Raw genomic sequence first — 20251 nt, 5'->3', positions numbered from 1 at the left:
AAATTATGTGTGGAATTGTAGGATATATTGGTAAACGTGACTCGCAGGCGATTTTGATCGAAGGGCTGAAGAAGCTGGAATACCGCGGCTATGACTCGGCAGGTATTGCTGTTTTCACGGACAACGGTCTTGAAGTTTCCAAGGCAAAAGGACGCCTCGCGAATCTTGAAGGCAAGCTGCAAGGCGAGCCTTTGCACGGATCGGTCGGCATTGGGCATACACGCTGGGCGACACATGGCAAGCCATCTGATGTGAACTCGCATCCGCATACGGACAATTCGGCTAAATTTTCGGTCGTTCACAATGGTATCATTGAGAACTACTTGGACTTGAAGGATGAGCTGTCTGCGAAAGGTCATGTATTCGTATCGGAGACGGATACAGAAGTCATTTCGCATCTCGTAGCTGATGAGTATGACGGCAACATCATTGAAGCGGTGCAGCGTGCGGTTAAACGTATGCGCGGAGCGTTCGCGCTTGGCGTATTGACGGAGTTTGAACCGGAGAAGCTGGTGGCGGTTCGTTTTGCAAGCCCGCTCGTAATCGGCGTAGGCAAAGGCGAAAACTTTATTGGCTCGGATATTCCGGCGATTTTGGAGCATACGCGTGACGTTTACATTTTGGACGACGGCGAAATGGCTATTTTGACACGTGATGGTGTCGAATTGATGACGACAGAAGGCGCGGCTATTTCCAAGGAAATATTCCATGTCGATTGGGATCTGGTAACCGCAGAAAAAGCCGGATTTGATCATTTTATGCTGAAAGAAATTTATGAGCAGCCGAAAGCATACCGCGACACGATGCTTGGCCGCGTTTCAGACGACGGCAAATCGGTGCAGCTGTCTGAGCTGACGATGACGAAGGATTATATTAAAACGATTCGTAAAGTGCATATCGTTGCTTGCGGAACAGCTTACCATGCTGGTCTTGTTGGTAAAACGGTTATTGAGTCGATTGCCCGCATTCCGGTTGAAACGGATGTCGCTTCGGAATATCGTTACCGCTCGCCAATCATTACGCCAGATACACTCGTTATCGTAGTCAGCCAATCCGGTGAGACAGCGGATACGCTTGCTGCGCTTCGTGAAGCGAAGCGCAATGGGGCTCGCGTACTGGCAATTACGAACGTAGTAGGCAGCTCGATTGCCCGCGAAGCGGATGATGTATTGGTAACGTTGGCAGGACCGGAAATTGCGGTTGCTTCGACGAAGGCTTACACGTCGCAGCTCGTCGTATTCTACCTGCTGAGCTTGTACTTTGCGGATACATTGGGAACAAAAAATACAGCTGAGGTGAGCGAGATTCTTGCTGCTATGCAGGAGCTTCCTGAGCAAGTGGAAAGCATTTTGGAGCAAGCGCCGGTATTGCGCGATATTGCTGAATCAATCTCCTCGCATCCGAGCCTGTTCTTTATTGGCCGCGGCATTGACTATCCAGTAGCGCTGGAAGGCTCGCTGAAGCTGAAGGAAATTTCTTATATTCACTCGGAGGCTTACCCGGCTGGCGAGCTGAAGCACGGTACGCTGGCGCTGATTGAAGAAGGCGTTCCGGTTATCGCTTTGGTTACGCAGGAAGAGCTATACGAGAAAACATTGAGCAACATTAAAGAAGTGAAAGCGCGTGGCGCAAATGTGCTCGGAATTGGCAATGTTGGCTACGAAGAAGAAGTGAGCAAATCGGTGGATACATTGTTCTCAATCCCACGCACATTGCCGGTTCTGACGCCAGCACTGTCCGTTGTGCCGCTGCAATTGATCTCCTACTACGCGTCGCTAGCGCTTGGGCATGATGTTGATAAACCGAGAAATTTAGCGAAAAGTGTTACGGTGGAGTAGAGAATGTTGATTGTTAGTTCCTGCCCTGCTGTTAAAAGAAAATAAAGTTGTAGATTGACGGTGATTCATTAAACGAACGGGCAGAATAGTTTAATGATTGGGGCTATAAGCCTGTACTAGATGGAACGCTGTATAGTGTACGGTTGAGCTATGAGAGACCATAACAAAACCACCTTTTCGAAGGTGGTTTTGTTATGGTCAAATACTAGTATCAAAATTTAACATAGCAGATTTTAAATATTGCACCCACATCCTGCGCAGCTCAGCTTCGGATATTTGAAATGCGCCTTGAAAATCAGTGGCATCGCGTATGAATTTGTTGAGCACATCTAAACTGTATGAATGGATGAGATATTCTACGAGCAAGTGTGAGAATCCATATCCCCCTATCTTCTCGAAATCCCAAGTATCATTAGTTAATGCTTGAAAGCTAGGGACAGCGTTATTTTGAATCGCTTCGGAGGTGCTATACTGGATATATTCTTGTGACATTTGTTTGGCTTCATGCCCGCCGAGACCGTGTGTAAGCCATTTCGGTGCCAACGGATTAATATCCTTCACTAACCACATCGTAAACAAGCTTATAGTGTGCCGCAGTACCGATTGATACGTATGTTCAGGGCCAGGGTTCACAATATTTTGCGCAATTTTGAATAGCCAAGTAAATATTCTGGAGTTACACTTAAACAAGTGAAAGTTTTCCATTGCTTTTAAAAAAGCTTGTTGCGTTAAATCATCGGCAGTTGCCGAATTTTTCTTTACTGCAATATAAATTCGAATTCTATCTCGATATTGATTATAAATGGCTTCGAAATGCTGGATTTGCTCCTGCTCCTCCGGAAGAGCAGGGATTTTCTTTTTGTCTTGAGCTCGTGACACCAGTAATACCTCCTCCTGAGCTTACAATTCATTAGACACCGAAGGGAGGTAAAAAGCACATCATTTTAAAAAAATTTTATAAGAGATTCAGGAGCTTAAAAACGTATTGGCTTTCTGGAAAAGCAAGTTCAGAGCATATAAGTTCAGTCATCTAATGTAGGCCCCCAACCAATTGAACTTACTGGGTACGATTGTTGAATAACAAAAGGGCTGCCTGGTGGCAGCCCTTCGTCGTTAAGTTCAGCGTTTATCAAACCTTATTTTAAAAACACATTCTATTCCGTTTGCTTTTGTCGATTCAACTCTCTTCGCAGCTTTCCTCGAAATCCTAAAATCACAGTCGAAACAGCTTTATCAGCGGTTTTCGCGTTTACTGAGCTGCATTTCTTGCAGACTGTCACTAGCTTTCCGTACGAGTTAGCAGCTGAATATAGCAGCTTTATTCTAGTCGAGAGGCAAATCGGACAGGTACCTCTACCTCTAGAAGGTAAGGTTATTCCCAAAATGGCATGCCTGTAAATAAAAACCCTTCCACATTTGCATACCTGCCAAATTCACGAGATACACAATTTTTCACATGCGTCGGCAGCCAATTGTTCGATTCAGGCATTCCAAGAGCGTTCCTCATCCCGATTAGCACTAGCGAAATAAATAACGCTTCTATTTGTGACACATAATTATATGGCAGCGGAAAGTGCTTTCCATACCAATCAATGTATTGCTGTCTGGCATTGGGATGAATAAAGGTAAATGTGATGGCCAAGTCAGTGAGAAAAGGACCGAATCCACACGCGCCAAAGTCAATGGGATTTGCAACCCCATCTACAAACACGATATTGGGAGGAACGATATCACCGTGCAATACGCCCCAAGTCAACTTATTTTTAGGAAGAGTGTCGAGCAGGGCCATCGCTTTTTCCCCAGCGGCTTCAAGGATCTGAACATCATGTGCATCTAAAAACCCTTCCCGCACCTGCTGCTTGAGCAAGTCCAGAGCATTCTGTATGCGTTCACGATTAACTGTTGGACGGATAAAAGATGAAGGGGGCTGCCACTTACTGGCATGCTGGTGCAAAGCTGCCGTCATTTCAGCGGTGGACTTCAATTGTTGCTCGCTGGTAAAGTATTGTTTTAGCTCGCCTTCCACCCAACTGAGCATCGTGCAATTTATATCGTCTACTTGTGTAACATATGCCCCTTGCTGATTGCGTTTTGGCACAGGGAGGGTGAGACTAGTATCGCGATTAAGCGCATCCAGCCATTCCAACTCTGAATCTAGCACATCTGGGCGCGTCCACATCTTTTCAAGCGTACTGATTTTAGGTTTGTGAACACGCAGGCTGTATAATAATCCACAATTATCTTCAATTTTGAAAACCGCCGCGCCACTTTGAGCTACTGACGATATGGATACAACGTTTATATCGTACTGCGCAAGCGCATGCTGCACAATGATTGCATTATCCATTCTGTTCTCCCTTTCCATGGGAAATCGCCCCTAATACTAAGGTAATGATAGGGTACTATGCCTACGACTCGCCTTTTTTAACGACAGGAATCCAAACTTCCATTTCGTACATGCCGTTGCCTCTATCATAGGTCATTTCAAACTCAGGGCCATTTGCAAAATGATAATCACAGGTCGGAAACCATTCCCCCCATATACGTCTCCACAAATCATGAATGTCGCTTTCTCCGTCGGGGTTTACACCAGTTGAAAAAATAGCATACGTTTGCGGGGGGATTTGAAGCCTTTCAAACCCTTGCGGCAATTCATGCTCAGGCAAGAAATAACCGATCATGTAGGAGAAGCTCTCACTTTTATTGTTGTATAAAACCGCATGGATCTGGCCATGTTCCCCCAAACCTGCAGCGGCACGGATTCGATTTACTGTTCCGTTGGAAATACACTTCTCCCAAAAATTTGGTATTTCAATAAACGGATTCTCGCCAGCGGCATGAATCAGGGTTGAAACACCGAACATACTAAAACCTTGTCTTTCCTCAATTTTGTAATTGATCTCCACATCTCCTCGAATCGAAATATGAAAGGATAACCGAGGATAGGCCTTGAGTGAAACACCTTTGTCGCGCGCTGACATCGGCATCACACCGTGCATTTTTTTGAACGCCCTGGAAAATGCCTCAGGCGATTCATAACCGTACTTGAATGCCACATCGATGACTTTTATACCACTGTTTTGCAGTTCAAATGCGGCTAGGGTGAGCCGCCTGCGCCGAATATACTCTGCCAGCGGTACATTTGTGATGAACGAAAACATCCGCTGAAAATTGTAAGTTGAACAACTGGCTATTCTAGCCACTTGATCGTAATCTATTGCTTCAGACAGGTGTGCTTCGACATATTCCATTGCGTTATTCATGCGGTCTAGCCAATCCATTCAAATCCTTCTTTCAAGTTTAATTATAAGCGATGGTGGGAAATGGAACCTTGCAATCCTTGCACAAAAATATCATGGTTTCTCCCTTAAACGCTTAAGAAGGGCCACTGAATTCATCGAGGGACACTTTTTTCAATGTGTCCTTCTTATGGGTCACAGTTCTTCTTCCTCCTGTAAATACTTGTTGCATCAACTTCTCGGACATAGCATCAGGTAACTCGTCTTTTCGGTATAAGTAGTCATAAAGGCTTGTAACAGTCGCTACTGTAAGATTAATGGTCCTTTCTATCCTCTTTCTTTGAATCGAGTAGCTCCGCCAGTCTACCAATTATTTTCGGGGTCTGACGATTTTCTCAACTGTAAACCGCGTAGTATCATCCCTCCTAGTCTACAGCTTAATTTTTCTTTTTACATCAGTTACTCCTAAATCCTTCGACCCGCGCACTTTGTTTCTCAGTGCGTCTCGTCAGGCGAGAGGATTGGACAGCGTCATCCGTTCTTCACTTCAGCTAAACACTTACTTTTCACTTTTCATCTAAAACAAATTGCAATACCTTTTTATTATTCCCCCGGTCTGTCACAATGACTATTCTTGCGGCGACATAGATAAGTATCAAGTAGGCACGCTGACTTTAACTTCATTACTATTTTAACCCTACACAAGGAAGCGAGGATGCTAAAGGGGCGCTAATTGCCGCGAATAGCGTTTAATATAGCGAGCCCCATTAAAACTTCTAAAGTAGACGATATTACCTTGTTCATTGCAGGAAGCAACCGTCATTTCCCGGGAGTTGTTGTTTGAGGCCATGATGAATAAACCCGTCTACTTCCTTCTGGATGATATTATCACAGAAGATTAACACCTAATTTGTAAGAGACTCAATTTAGAGGATCGAGTAATTACGAATAATCAATAAATTGACAGGTTGCCAAACTAAAATAAACAGACTAGAATTGTTTTATGTTGCATAAATTGAACATATATAGGAAATTGTTGAGGGGATAAAATGTCAAATTGTATTTAAGGGCGGTGGTGTTATTACTTCCAAAGAGAGTTTGGCTTTAGTTAAGTGGATAGCTGGTATTACTCTAAAAGAACCAGAAATAGAGGATTTAGATAAAGAGCAATTTCTTGAAATACTTCAAAATCATAAACTTACGTGTCGGTTACTAAAAAAAATCAATAGCTGCCAGCACCGACCTAGATGGATTAGCGATGAATGGGTAAAAGAAATAACATTTCTGCATGAAATCAATACAAAAGTTTTTAATGATCAAATCTCGAATACGATTGAATTGATACAGAAGGCCGCAGTTAATGACCTTATTGTATTAAAAGGTTTTGTTTCTTACCTATTGACAGAAGATGAGAATAGTATTAGAGAGGCAAATGATGTAGATATTCTAGTTGAGGATATAAATGTCTTAAATACTTTTGATGGCTATGAGGAAAGCAGTATTGACCATGAATATGGAAAAATAGTTTACAATGATGTTTCTTTTGATCTGCATAGGTATTTTCCGATCAATTCATATAATGTGAGCTTGAGACCTGAGACAAATGAAAGCGCTAACCTGTTTATTTTGAATAATAATATTTACTCAGTTAGTCATTTGAAGTATCAAGATATTTATAAATATTCTATAAGATCGAAGCATGGAATTCTTATACCTAATATACACATGTGTATATTAATTAAATGTTGTAATTTACTAAAGGATTACACTACCAATTTTTTAACTCAGGATATTGGATGTATTTGTTTAAATGACTTATTGGAAATTGTCGATCTTTGCAATAATGATAAGTACAGCCTCGACGAGCTTACCTGTCTTATTGCTGAATTTAACGCGTACGATTCTATAGACTTCGTTCGTTCACTGCTAGTTGAATTTTGGGGAACATCGCTATTAGGTGCTCGAGTTTACAAAAAGTATCCTTCAAGGCTGAGTTGGAATGGTGTATGGTATGCTCCAACATCATTGCAAAATCTATTAATTCCTAATATAGACACAATAGTGGATGACTTAAATATAATCCCCGTAGCTAAAGAGTCTGTAGCCATTTTTGAAGAAAACTTAGGGGAAATAAATATAAATTATTCCGAAGATATACTAACAATATCTTTTCGCTTTGAGGAAAATGAATTTATTTACCAAGTGATCACATTAAATCTTGGACCTTCGGGACAATTTTGTGAAGTCGTTTCAACAAAAGAGGAGGGAGTAATAAAGCTTGAAGATGATAGTGGTGCAGTGGAGGTAAAACACTCTTGTGATAGTGATTGCTACATTTTGGATATTATTATAACTAAAGCCACTCAAAGTGATTTTTCTATTCTTTGTATTACAGATAGATGGAGAGATTCAACAGTAAGTTCTTGGGTGCATCCAATACGTATTGTGAGTACTAAATTACTGTAGTTCATTTATAACTATATATTATATTTCAAGTAAAAATCCAATATCCCTGAGCCTTGAGTAGGGGAAGATGAGATTAATCGAAAGCGGTAAAAAAATGTTACAGCTGATAAAGTGTTTATTCAAAAGTATTAATTTTTTTACTGATAGTAAGCTATCAGATGATCCGTTAATTAATAGAATAAGTGGGCTGCATGTTTATTTGGGAGAGATGAGGAAAAGAAACAAAAATTCAATAACAAGTGAGGAAAATAATGGAGACTACAAAAATTAAATGGCCTGAATGGCCTCAGTACACAGAGAGTGCTAATAACAATTTGCTTGAAGTGTTTAAATCAAATCGTTGGGCTCTTAGTGGATATTGGACTGGTGATCAACCAATGGTCCAGAAGTTCTCTAAAAAATTTGCTGAATACTGTGATGTTTCTTACTGTGTTCCTACTACTAGTGGATCTATGGCATTAATGCTGGCACTGGAAGCACTGGACATTGGTGAAGGAGATGAGGTTATTGTACCAGCTTTGACATGGATCGCAACAGCTACAGCTGTATTAAATGTGAATGCGCTTCCAGTATTGGTTGATGTTGAAGAAGAAACCTATTGCATGAATCCGGAAAAAATAAGAGAAGCAATAACAGATCGGACGAAAGCGATTATTCCCGTACATCTATTCGGTTGTATGGCTAATATGGACATGATAATGGAAATTGCTAACGAACATGGGTTGTATGTTATAGAAGATGTTGCCCAAAGTCACGGCTCGAAGTGGAATGGTAAATATGCAGGTACACTAGGGCATATTGGTGCGTTCAGTTGTCAGCAAGGAAAGGTGCTGACCTCCGGAGAAGGAGGGATAATTATAACTAACGATCAATATATATATCAAAAGCTGGAACAACTGCGTGCTGACTCAAGAGTTATGACTGAAACGCCATTGAGACATGGTGATATGCAATTAGTTATGAAAGGTGACTTTCAAGGAAGCAATCACTGCATCTCTGAATTTCAGGCAGCTATTTTGTTAGCCCAACTGGAAAGGCTTGATTTCTTGAACTCCATACGTGAGAAAAATGCAGATTTCTTAAATAGAGAGTTAAGCAAAATTCCTGGAATTGTTACGATGAAGAAGTTTTCTCAGATAGATAGGCAAACCTATTACGGATATGTCTTTAAGTTTAATCATTCCGAACATATGGATGCTCAGCGTTTAGCCGAGATTCTCAGACAGAGACTCAATATGGGGACTTTTTATTTATATCCACCATACTTGCCAATACATAAAAATCCCCTTTTCTGTCCTTGGACTAAAAACCGTTATCCTAAAAACATAAGAATGAATGAAGAATATTGGAGGGAACAAAATTTCCCGGTTGCCGAAAGTGCCTTTGCTAATTCTATTGTATTGCATCATGCTATATTACTTGCAGAACCACACCAGTTAAATATGATAGTTGATACGGTAGCGGATGTATTCGGTAGATAAGATCCTATTGGATAAAACTTAAAATAAAACATAAAGGAATTATATGTCCAAAAAAAAAATTTCTAGAGAAAAGCAGTTTTTTATAATGAAATGGTTACTAACGTATCTATTGCCTTATAAATGGACCTTTATATTTCTTATTTTATTGAGCACCATTACAAATGGTATTGAATTAACAATCCCTAAAATCATTCAGTATTTCATAGATGAGATTTTGCCAAAGGGGAAATTAGATCAGCTCGTTTTATTGGTATTTATATTGGTCTCATTAATCATATTGATGCTATTTTCAAGAAGCCTCGCTAGCTTAAAGCAAAGACAGTTTAGTGAGAAGGCGGCAAGTAATGTACAGCTAACCATTCTAGAGCATCTCAGAAATTTGGGGATTGCCTATTTCGAACGCAGACCTGTTGGACACAGCTTGGCTCTAATGAACACGGAAGTATCCATTGTGCAGGAATTATTCAAGGACTTACTACCTAATGTATTAAACTCACTTGTTTTCTGCTCTATAGCAATAGCAATGATGATTACTATTGATATTAAAATCCTTATTCTTGTTACTGTGTTAATCATCATTTACTTTTTTATTGGTCCTAAATATGAAGAGAAAGCTGCTTTAGCTGCAAGGGACTTTTCTGACAGTAGAGTTAGCTTACATCAAAAAATATATGAGAGTGTATCGGCTGTTAAGGAAGTCAAAATTAATAATGCGATCAATTGGGAGCTTGGAAGGATTAATACTAAACAAGTGCTTTACCACAAGTGGTTGTTAAAAAATGTATGGTATGGATATCTTCGAGGTTCAATAAGAAGAGTTATTGTTGCCGTTGGTGGTTTATGTATCTTCTGTTATGGATACTGGGCAATTAATAATGGTCAAAAAACAATAGGTGATATCACTGCTCTAATCCTGTATTTTAATTTTTCAATGCTCGAAATTACCTATTTAATTACTGGTATCACAGAGCTGCGTCTGGTTATCTATCAAACGGAACAACTTTATGATTTTGTTAAGAGCGAGCCGGAAGTGAAAGAAATTAATAGTCCGATTATACTGCCAGCAGTAACAGGCCAACTTGAATTTAAGAAGGTACACTTTGGATATGATGCACAGCATCCTATTTTGCGAGGTATTGATTTCAAAATAAATGCAGGTGAACGAGTAGCATTTATTGGCCGAAGCGGTAATGGTAAGTCTACTATTCTGAAGTTGCTGGGAAGATTCTATGATCCACAAAGCGGGGATATCCTGATTGATGGGAAGCGAATTAAAGACTTGCATTTAAAACAGTTGCGAAATGCTATTGGTTATGTGTTCCAGGAAACCTACTTATTTGGATTTTCTGTTATGGAGAATATTAGGTTTGGTAAGCCTGAAGCAAGTGATGAAGAAATTTATCGAGTGGCAAAATTAGTAAACATGCATGATTTCATCATTCATTTGCCGGATGGTTATGATACCCATGTAGGTGAAAAAGGTGTTCTCTTATCGGGTGGTCAACGACAAAGAATAGCTATAGCAAGAATGTTTTTAAAAGACCCAGTAATCATTATTATGGATGAACCAACATCCTCATTGGATAATATTAGCGAAAGTGAAATACAACAGGCTTTAGAAAAATTGATCCAAGGAAGAACAGTAATTACGGTAGCACATCGATTATCGACCATTAAAGATTTTGATGTTGTATATTGTGTTGAAGATGGAAAAATAGCAAGAAAAGGATCTCCGAGTGAAATGATACCTGTGACATCAATAATTTAAATAGGGGGTGATAGAAAGGCGTAAATAGAAATCAAACTCGGGTTGCGATTAAATGGATAGCCATTCACGACCTAGAATCCTCGTACCTATGAAGCTCACGAATTTCACAGATGAGGAAGGTAGATATGAATGTAATTGTTAAAGTTTTAGTTGAGAAAAAAGTTAAGCTTCTATTAATTTCTGCAATCATCTTATATATATTAGAATCACTTACCCAGGTCCTTGGCATTTACCTCCAAAAGGATTTAATAGAAATATTTATTAATAAAGGGGACTTTAGTTCTTTCGTCAATATTATGCTTCTTATTGGGGCAGCATTGCTTTTACAAATCCTTTTTTTCGCAGCGGGTCCGTATATAAGTCATATTAATCAAACTTTTATTGAAAAAGTAATGGCTACTTCAACGATGAGTGCAGTATACAAAATCCCTCTTCAAAAGTTTAACCAAGAACGTTTTGTGAAATACTCTTATATTTTTTCGAATGATATTCCCAATGTAGCTTATTTAGTATCAACAATTATACCACGCTTCATTCAACTAATAATAAGCCTTGGGATAATTACCTATCTATACTATAGTGCTAATCTTGCTATCCTAATCATGCTTGTTGCTGTCTCTATACTCCAAATCCTAATCGGGAATCATTACGCTCGAAAGAGCATTAGCAAGTATGAAGAAGTTCAAACTAGAAGATCTAATTTATTGGTTCATTTAGAAGATTGTATAAGTGGATCACGTGAAGTCATAGCTTATCATCGTTTTAATTGGGAGAAGAATAAATTTTTTCATTTGTTTGAGAAGCTTTATAAAGCAATACTCAAAGAATGGAAGGTTAATAACAATGGTCTAATTGCTAGTGATGTAGTAAAATGGATGGCTATTTCCAGTTACTTTGCTTACGGCTGTACTTTAGTTATTTCGAATCAAATGTCACTTGGGCTTTTTGTCGTTCTATTTCAGTTTTCCTCGATAATAATGGACAGTATCCAAGCTCTATTCAATACTTTTATGGAGATGATACGCAACTATACAAGTGCAAAAAGAATTGAAAGGGCTCTCATTGAATTGGATAAAGATACTGGAAGAGGGTTCAATGAAGAAATTACTAAAATTGAGTTTTGTAATGTTTGTTTTAGCTATGATTCGAATAACGAGCTGTTGATTAGGAATCTTAGTTTCAGCATACCTAAAGGAGAAAAAGTTGCTTTTGTTGGTGCAAGTGGGTGTGGCAAATCAACCTTAGTTAATCTTCTAGTTCAAAACTACTCCCCAACAAAGGGCTCTATCTTAATTAATGGTATCCCGCTTAATGAAATTGATTCAAGTGACTGGTATGGGAAGGTTGCAGTTGTCTTTCAAGATACCTATTTTTTCCCGGATACAATTAGAAATAATCTCCTTTTAGGAAGAAATAAAATAACTGATGAAGAAATGATAAGAGCTTGTAAAGCGAGTGCTATTCATGAATACATTAATAATCTTGAAAATCGTTATGATACTGTAATTGGAGAGAGAGGTATTACTTTATCCGGAGGTCAAAGACAAAGATTGGCTATTGCAAGAGCTCTATTGGGTAATCCGGAACTCCTAATTTTGGATGAGGCTACTTCATCCTTGGATGTTGAAACGGAACGTATAGTTCAAAGTAATATAGATTCACTTAGAACAAATCGTACTACTGTTATTATCGCTCATCGTCTATCGACAATTCAAAACTCCTCCATTATATATGTACTTCATCAAGGAGATATTGCTGAGTCGGGCACACACGATGAACTAATACAGAAGGGTAAGGATTACAATAAGCTTTTTTTAGCCGGTCAGGTCAGTTGAATGTATAACTGTTAAATAGATTTGCCTTTAATATTTGAATGGGCAATTTTACGAAATAATAAATGGGGAGGGAAATATAAATTGGATCCATTATTCTCAATGATTGAAATTGAAGTAAACTCGCAATGCAATCGAACATGCTGGTATTGTCCGAACAGTGTAACAACCCGAAAAGAAAATGGCGAAATGGATCCCGTGCTCTATGAGAAATTAATGAGGCAACTTCAATCCATTGATTTTTCTGGGCGACTCTCTTTTCATTTCTACGGTGAGCCCTTGCTCTGCAGCAATATTGATCTTTTTGTTGGGCTTACAAAAACTTATATACCCAAAGCAAAGCCAATTATGTATACGAACGGTGATTTATTGGACAGAAATCGGGTGGAGACTTTGCTAAGTCTGGGATTGCAAAAATTTATTGTCACTCAGCATGTTGGAGCAAAGCATAAATTTAAGGAGGTTTATGAGCAACTGCCGGAGGAGCAGCAGCAAGCGATCGTCTATCTCCATCATTCGGATTTGGTTTTATCGAACAGAGGTGGGATTCTCTCGAGAATTCCTGAGTTGGAAAATAAACAACATATTTGCATGGTGCCTTCGACTCTAGCTGTTGTAACGGTTCAAGGGAATGTGCTGCCTTGCTTTGAGGACTTCCATCAGAAATATACAATGGGGAACATTAATGATCGCCATATTCGCGATATATGGTATGGTGGTGAGTTTGCAGCCTTTAGAAAAATGCTTAAAGAAGGCCAGCGAAATAAATCAGAAATTTGCAAAAGTTGCAATAATATAAGTGTGCAATCAACAGCGGAGTACGATTATGTGCTGTAGCTTGAAAAGGAGCTTATCGTGAAAATCTTGCGAATAACCCCGCACTACTATTTCGAGGCTCATAATTGGCCCAGCCGATTCGATCCAATGGGCGGCATGCAGGTTCAAATAACGAATTTATCGGAATGGCTGGCCAAGAAAGGTATTGAACAAGATGTGTTAACTACAGGGATGCCTGGTGTGCCCCGAATAGTAAATTCACTGGAGAATCTAACTGTTCATTCTGTCCGGACGATGACTTTGCCTGTGAAGTCGAAGTATACAGGTACGCTGTTTCTTGATCAAAGCTGGTTTCTAGGTGCACTTAAATGGATCATTAAAAATGGCAGGAATAGGAAGTATGATGCGATACATGTTCATGCAAGCGGAGTTGTGTGGCCATTATTGGCTGCATCTTTTGCTCAAAAATATTTGAATAAGCCGCTGTTTTTATCGATCCATTGCAGTCGGAATTTTACTTATCATCCGATGAACAGCTGGGATAAATGGATTCATAGTCGAGTTAAGTCATACGAGCTAAAAGCAATGCAACAGAGCGATAAAGTTATTCTTCTAACGAAAAAACGCATGGATAGCTATGAAAAGGTTCTACAAAACAACTCGAATTTATTGGAAGTTGGCGATTGTATCGCTCCGCATCATTTACAGCATCCAATTGATTGCCCGAATTGCAGGCTACTTAGAGAAGGGCTGGGCAGTTATCGAAACGTCGTTTTTCTCGGAAGAATTGCCCACGAAAAAGGCTGGCATGCGTTTCTAAATGTTGCCAAGGAGTTGGCCAGCAGGCTTGATAACCTTCGATTTATAGTTTGCGGCGATGGGCCTCAACGGAAGCAAATGGAGGAGGAAATCGCTAAATGCGGATTACAGCATCAATTTCGAATTACTGGATTTATTTCCAATAAAACGGTTTCCTGTTACTTGCAGCAAGCTCATGTAATGGTGTTACCGTCTCAGCATGAAGAGTTTGGCGGCAGCCTGTTGGAGGCAACAGTTGCTGGCGTACCCATTATTGCAACTTGCAACGGAGGACCTGCCGATATTTTTGTTAATGGAAAAACTGGCATTTTAAAAGATCCAAAGGACATTGCCGGCATGGCCGAAGAAGCGTACCGAATTTTGAGCGATCCTATGGCTGGAAATGAACTGCTGCGCAATGCGAGTCGTGAGGTGGTCCCTCGATTTCTTCCAGATCGCGTCTATGCGAATTATGTGGAACTATATGGGAAATACAATCAGAAATGAGGGTAGAGAGGATGCGAGAGCTACATCCGACAATCACAGAACAGATGCGTCAATATGTTCTGTCCTCAAATCAAATTCAACACTTCTATATGTACGCATGCTTAATGGAGCAAAGGCTTTCTGATTCATACCTGTCAGACCGAAGTGAATTAAGCGCGGTCGGGGCGGATGATGACGGTGCGCTTGCTGTTTTGAGAAAACATATTGTCCAGTTGGCATCGAAACTGATGGCGAGGGAAAAACCCTCATGGAATGAGCTGCATTTGTTGGAGGAGTGGAAAAGCTTCTCGGACCGATGGAGCTTGCAGCCTGAAAGCGAAGAGAATGATCTGTTCGATCTGCTAGGTGAGATTAGAACGCCCGAATGTTCCGGATATGATTTGTGCGATGTGGAGGTATGTTATTACGATGCGAGGAACTGGCTGCTCGCAATGTGGGATTTGCAATATCCACCCCTTTTGATTGGAATAAGAACGGGTGGGGGGTACTACGCACCTTTCTGGTCACTGGCCTGCCAGCAAAGATGGAGCAAGGATGTGCCTTACTATACGGTTCGCGCAATGCGGAAACGTCAATCCATCCATTTCTCGGATGCGGAGCTGGCATTGTTGCCGAATCTAGTAGCAGATGAAGTAAAGATCGTTATCATTGATGATCAACCGCATACAGGTGAGACCGTCATCGGGTTGGCGAAGAGCTTAAAGGGTCGGTACGGAGAATCTGTTAGCATCTGGGTGGCATCCCCAGGAAGGTTGTTTAGAGTAAATGGTCTATGTTTGGAAAAGTTAAGTGAGAGACTTCCGCTTGTAAATAAGTCCTCGAGGATATGGGAGCTTCTGGAAGATCCTGAGGCCATTATTCCGAAAATCAACGAAGTCTCTGAATTTTCTGAGCTGTCGTTCGAAGATATGCAAGTCGAGCCACATACAAATTTAAAGTATTGGAGCCATCCATCACTGAAGGACTCCTCGCCGCTCCGAATTAACCCCAAAAAAACGCCGTTTACCATCCGATGCAAAAGGGATAGGCGAATCATGATGTTCGGCAAATTTATCGGAAAAGATCTCTTCGGGGAATTTCAGTTTGAGCAGTTACGTCACTTTAGTAACTGGATGCCAAGAAGAACATCTTACAAGGACGGGTATTTATTGACCGGCTTTGTGGACGGGCTGTTGGATATAAGGGACTACGTATCTGAGGGATCGATAAGTGCGAAATTGGATATCGCCGCCCAGGTCTGTGGGTATTGGGAAATGCTGCATAACCATTTTTCCGTTTCGTCGCGAACGGACATTGGAGGCGTAGCAGATACGCTATGGGCGGATATTGATACGGCTGAGCAAGGATTAAAGAGTAGACTTCCAGTTGATCGAAGTTGGTTCCAACGAAGCCTAGAGGAGAGAGCGGGTCACTCCAATCCAGTCTATTCCTCACTGCCTTATTCTCATCCGCACTGGCATTGGAAATATATGAAAGCTCAGCAACCAGGCGAACGTTCGAAAGTGTATCGCTTTCATATTGATTCCACTTGGGGCGGAATGTCAAGCATTGAGCTGGAAATCGCTTCTTTCATTTTATCTAATAGGCTAGATGTGAATTGGATACGTAAACTTCTGGATATTGTTGCTTCTAAATTCGCCGGGATAACGACCGAATCGGTTATTCATGCACTACCGATGGCGTATATGCTCCATATTCGGACCTTACTTAAACAGAAAAAAATTTTAGTCCCTCCTGTTTCGGACGAAATCAGTTCAGATCTTATGATTCAACTTCAATGGATGAATCGCATCAAACTGTTACTATTGAGCGACTAAATGGTTGCCGTAAATTTTAGTGGGAGGCACAGCATGAGCCGATTTGGTGAGAAGTGCGATAGATTGTTAAAATTCAAGGAAAACTCGTCAATCTCCGACCTAATTCCTGCGACTTATCCAATTGATGTAGTACTAGCACAAAGATGGCAGGAAGTTTATGAAGGAGATAACAATACCGCTGAAATGAATTTGGCGGCCTATATTCGCTGGATTCGTCCTTCTATGCTTGACGAAGTAACGGAGGTTTGCGGACCGATGCCTTGGATAGTCAGAAGCTCAGGGGACGAAGACAAGCTGGATTATACGAATGCAGGCGCATATTTAAGCTTGGTCTGCGATGACCCAAACCACTTTTTCGAGGTGCTCTCGCAGGTCATGTTAAGTGGACGTACGGAGCGGGCTCTCAGTCAAAGCGCATTGTTTGAAAGAACGATGGAAGTAGCCGCTTCTCCGATTCCTATATTCATTCAGCCGTTGATTCAGTCCGACAGCTGCGAACAACCTGAACATCTCGCAACGCCTTATTTAAGCCGTTCCGATGTGCAGAAGGTGTTGAGTATCATGGAAAAAATCCATTCTGAGATAGATGGAGTGCCGCTAGATTGCGAGTGGGTAGCAGACACCGAATGTGGAATCGTATCCATGACTAGCTTGACAGAACGAAATGGGAATCGAATTTCTGGTCAGCTCGCATGCGGTTTCCAATTGTTTTCAACCCAGCACGTGCAAACCTTTAATAGTGTTCATTATATTTTGCCGGATCAAGAGCTCAATCTGTGGCAAGGCAGCACATTTCAGGAGATCAATATCTCCCGATTATATTTGGTGCAGGCACGACCCGCAGCCAACTATAGAATGCTGCAAAGCGTCTACTCCTTAACTAACGAATCACGAGATCAATTGAAGCATGGTGCAGCAGCGGTTCTTTTGACTGCCAATGAGGTTATCGTCCATGGTAAGCTTCCGTCTCCCGGAAAATATATTAAAGCTGTTACGCTAAATGATGCTTGGAATATATATATTACCTATTCCACAAATGAAAATAAGCAGGAGTTCACTGCAGTTTTTGTTGAGATCGGCTCTCGAACCGAGCATGCTGGAATCATGTTTAGTCAAATAGGAATCCCGGTGTTTAGGCTTGCGCCCTCTGCGATTCCCGAATCATTCGAATACGTGATTGTTGATCCGTTTACCAGGCAATGCTGGTTTTACAACGGTCGTATTGTTGAGAAGCTAGTGTTTACGGAACGGGAACTGATCACACTTCCTGATCAATGCCTCGTTATTCAATCAATGGAAGATAATCAGGATTTCGAATCTGGGAACATTAATGCTGTTCATGACGGTTTTAAGGATATACTAGATCGCTCTTATATTGACGAACAGACGCGTGAGCGGTTGGTGCAAAATAGCATCTATCCTTCCCATCGGTTCTTTATGTACGGGACTACAGAGTGGTATTCGCCAACCATTTACGGAAGAATGCTGAACGCAGGTTATCTTCTGAAGCATCTCGCTCCTCAAGAAGCGAATGATTATTTGAAAGCACAGATGCATTCGTCAGGCTTGCAAAAGGATCCATTCCTTGAAACCTATCCGTTAAAATTCGGTGCGGAAAGCAAGAAAGGTGCAGAGGCTTATATATACTGGAAGCTGCTTCGCATGAAAGGGCTGCTTACAGACTATCGCAACAGCAGCAGCCTTCCGTTACTGATAAATCGCCTTCAAACCGATATTTCATCGTGCCAGCCGTATGCAGGTGCGCAGCGTCTAGATCGTCTGTATGACTATTATCAGCACGTACAGTCCCTCCCCATCTATAACGGTGAGGAGATAAGCTGGCTGCTCAATCAATTTTATCGTATTGTTGCGGAAATAGAAGCGACCGACCTGCCTGTGCTCAATAGATTGTGCAAGGATATTTACTTGAATGCTGGACAGCTGTGCAGATTTATGAACGAGTCGTTCACTAACAGGCTATTACTGGAGTTGTACAACGAATATTCCGTACTGAATGCGGAGTTGTTCTTATCCTATTATAATCTGGACAATCTTTATAAATTTGAGGCGTTTACAAAAGTCTTTCAAGAGCTGTGCAGTGAAATCAATAAATATGATTCCCTTGCCGATCTGAATAGTTCGTTATTTCAAATTGCTGTTGAGCTTTTCGATCACACGGCGAAGCAATTGTTGCTGCAGCTTTGTGAAAGTCATACTGCTGCGCTTTACCAGGGATACCTGAAGCTGCTCATGTTATGGTTGTCGTTTATTAAAGAGTTTGATAACCAAAGCAAGGTGCTTCAAACGTTCTACGCCTGGCTGAAGGATCAACAAAATCGGCAGCATGAGCATCAAGATTTCTTTTTGGAGGAAATTCACTGGAAAACGAGGCTGCAGGATGCGATGGATGTTGACGACATGAGGCAAATTTCGATTAAAAACCCGCATCAGTTGCATAACGTGCTGCATCAATGGTCACTATCACTCGCACCTGCATCAACTGGAAAACTACAACCAGCATTTTTGAAGGAAATGGTCGGTTTTGCGAATACGTTCTCTGAACAGGAAAACCGCCTTTTAAGATCTCAAAAGGACTTTTTTGAAATAGAGCTATCGATGTGTACACATAAAGCAGGTTTTACGTTCTATTCCAATCTTGTCCTCGTGGAATTCAGCGAGCCACCTTCCGTAGAGGATGAGGAAGTGGGCCGCTTGATCGCATTCACCAAATTCATAGAGAAGTTTAACACATGGTTCGAAAAGTATAAATTTGCGGCCCGATATGAGAAAGTCGTCGGCACCTGGACCTGCTATATCTCTATTGAGAAGCAGGATAAAGGGAAAATGTCCCAGGCTGATTTTAAACGGATTTTTGAGATTATGAGATTCATGCTAGATAGCTCCTATGATTTTTCACACACGTCGAATGAAATGGTTGACGGTCTTGAGAGCCGTTTTAACGATTCCGAATGGGGCGATATATTCAATAAGCTGGCGGAGTACCGAGTGCAATATGATGATTCCAAACAATTCGTTAATGTGCATCTGTTCGCGTTGTCTTCTATCTTAACGAATATTTGTATTTCTCCGACTTTGCGAGATGATCTGCTTCGGCTGTATCGTGGGGGATTCCAAGTGTGCATGAGCGAACTCTCAAATATTGAGCCACATCTCTCAAGCTTAGAGTGCTATTCAGAGTGGTTTTCGCAATACGAGAAAGCAACATTTATTTCATTGCTGCTTTCGGCTGTTTGGCCGAAAGCGACGACGGACCATTTGCAGCTCGTGATCGATAAGCCAAATGTATTGGATCTGCTATGTAAAAACTTATTTAGACGCAAGGATGTGTCTATACAGGTTTATGAAATTCATAAAGGGCTGAAAGACAGCGTCAAGAAGATTTTGGTCGATAAAATGCTTCATTACTGTCCGCATGTTTATATAGATCGGACCGAATCGGTCGAGGTACTGGCTGAACGATTAGTGAAGGAAGGCAAAAAATTTAAGAGGGCTAAACAGTACTTACTGCATGCCCATGCCCATCGCATTCAGCAGGAGTTATTAAAGGTTATTTTGGATGATGTTCAATATATTCCTTATGGCAGAGGGCAGGAACAAGAGGAACGGATTATTGCCAACATGGCGCAGCATAAGCTTCGATACAATATTTTGATGGAAGTTCTATATAGCGATTTCCCTTTAAAAGGGTGACAACTTAAAATATTGAA

12 protein-coding genes are annotated in these 20251 nt (G+C 41.0%); 9 read left to right on the top strand and 3 right to left on the bottom strand.

What is annotated here, in order from left to right; all coding sequences use genetic code 11:
- The first annotated feature begins 5 nt into the window (after positions 1-5).
- The gene (glmS, locus tag V5J77_RS23485) at positions 6-1838 is read left to right on the top strand and encodes a glutamine--fructose-6-phosphate transaminase (isomerizing) (protein WP_338553255.1); all 1833 of its coding nucleotides are present in this window, start codon (positions 6-8) and stop codon (positions 1836-1838) included.
- A 198-nt stretch (positions 1839-2036) separates the two neighbouring features.
- On the opposite strand, the gene V5J77_RS23480 is transcribed toward glmS, so the two are convergent.
- The 3 genes from V5J77_RS23480 to V5J77_RS23470 form a co-directional block, all read right to left on the bottom strand.
- Complete coding sequence (locus V5J77_RS23480) at positions 2037-2717, bottom strand: sigma factor (RefSeq protein WP_338553254.1); 681 nt, start codon at positions 2715-2717, stop codon at positions 2037-2039.
- A gap of 493 nt (positions 2718-3210) precedes the next feature.
- Positions 3211-4185: a phosphotransferase gene (locus V5J77_RS23475; protein ID WP_338553253.1), complete on the bottom strand. Its 975-nt coding sequence runs from the start codon at positions 4183-4185 to the stop codon at positions 3211-3213.
- 61 nt (positions 4186-4246) lie between these two features.
- Entirely contained in the window at positions 4247-5119 is an 873-nt protein-coding gene (locus V5J77_RS23470) for an AraC family transcriptional regulator (RefSeq protein ID WP_338553252.1), read from the bottom strand.
- Positions 5120-6175: 1056 nt separating this feature from the next.
- Between V5J77_RS23470 and V5J77_RS23465 the strand changes: the two genes are divergently transcribed.
- From V5J77_RS23465 to V5J77_RS23430, 8 genes are all read left to right on the top strand, one after another.
- A complete protein-coding gene (locus V5J77_RS23465; protein WP_338553251.1) occupies positions 6176-7543 on the top strand; it encodes a hypothetical protein in 1368 nt (455 codons plus the stop codon).
- Between the two features lie 251 nt (positions 7544-7794).
- Positions 7795-9024 carry a DegT/DnrJ/EryC1/StrS family aminotransferase gene (locus V5J77_RS23460; protein ID WP_338553250.1) on the top strand — a complete coding sequence of 410 codons (1230 nt, stop codon included), beginning with the start codon at positions 7795-7797 and terminating at the stop codon, positions 9022-9024.
- An 85-nt stretch (positions 9025-9109) separates the two neighbouring features.
- On the top strand, positions 9110-10792 hold the full coding sequence (locus tag V5J77_RS23455; protein ID WP_338553249.1) for an ABC transporter ATP-binding protein: 1683 nt from the start codon (positions 9110-9112) through the stop codon (positions 10790-10792).
- Positions 10793-10917: 125 nt separating this feature from the next.
- Positions 10918-12627 (top strand): ABC transporter ATP-binding protein, encoded by a 1710-nt coding sequence (locus tag V5J77_RS23450; RefSeq protein WP_338553248.1) that lies wholly within the window; start codon positions 10918-10920, stop codon positions 12625-12627.
- Between the two features lie 81 nt (positions 12628-12708).
- Complete coding sequence (locus tag V5J77_RS23445; protein WP_338553247.1) at positions 12709-13461, top strand: radical SAM/SPASM domain-containing protein; 753 nt, start codon at positions 12709-12711, stop codon at positions 13459-13461.
- Positions 13462-13479: 18 nt separating this feature from the next.
- A complete protein-coding gene (locus tag V5J77_RS23440; RefSeq protein WP_338553246.1) occupies positions 13480-14706 on the top strand; it encodes a glycosyltransferase family 4 protein in 1227 nt (408 codons plus the stop codon).
- Between the two features lie 11 nt (positions 14707-14717).
- Positions 14718-16523: a hypothetical protein gene (locus V5J77_RS23435; RefSeq protein ID WP_338553245.1), complete on the top strand. Its 1806-nt coding sequence runs from the start codon at positions 14718-14720 to the stop codon at positions 16521-16523.
- Between the two features lie 33 nt (positions 16524-16556).
- The gene (locus V5J77_RS23430; protein ID WP_338553244.1) at positions 16557-20234 is read left to right on the top strand and encodes a hypothetical protein; all 3678 of its coding nucleotides are present in this window, start codon (positions 16557-16559) and stop codon (positions 20232-20234) included.
- Positions 20235-20251: the final 17 nt, after the last annotated feature.

This window comes from Paenibacillus sp. KS-LC4, from assembly GCF_036894955.1.
Lineage (GTDB): Bacteria > Bacillota > Bacilli > Paenibacillales > Paenibacillaceae > Pristimantibacillus.
This window is presented reverse-complemented; position numbering and strand designations above follow the sequence as displayed.

Bases quoted from the DNA above. Each gene is read 5' to 3' on its own strand.
- V5J77_RS23460 (WP_338553250.1), top strand. From the start codon at position 7,795: ATGGAGACTACAAAAATTAAATGGCCTGAATGGCCTCAGTACACAGAG.
- V5J77_RS23455 (WP_338553249.1), top strand. From the start codon at position 9,110: ATGAAATGGTTACTAACGTATCTATTGCCTTATAAATGGACCTTTATA.
- V5J77_RS23470 (WP_338553252.1), bottom strand. From the start codon at position 5,119: ATGGATTGGCTAGACCGCATGAATAACGCAATGGAATATGTCGAAGCA.
- V5J77_RS23430 (WP_338553244.1), top strand. From the start codon at position 16,557: ATGAGCCGATTTGGTGAGAAGTGCGATAGATTGTTAAAATTCAAGGAA.
- V5J77_RS23450 (WP_338553248.1), top strand. From the start codon at position 10,918: ATGAATGTAATTGTTAAAGTTTTAGTTGAGAAAAAAGTTAAGCTTCTA.
- V5J77_RS23475 (WP_338553253.1), bottom strand. From the start codon at position 4,185: ATGGATAATGCAATCATTGTGCAGCATGCGCTTGCGCAGTACGATATA.
- glmS (WP_338553255.1), top strand. From the start codon at position 6: ATGTGTGGAATTGTAGGATATATTGGTAAACGTGACTCGCAGGCGATT.
- V5J77_RS23435 (WP_338553245.1), top strand. From the start codon at position 14,718: ATGCGAGAGCTACATCCGACAATCACAGAACAGATGCGTCAATATGTT.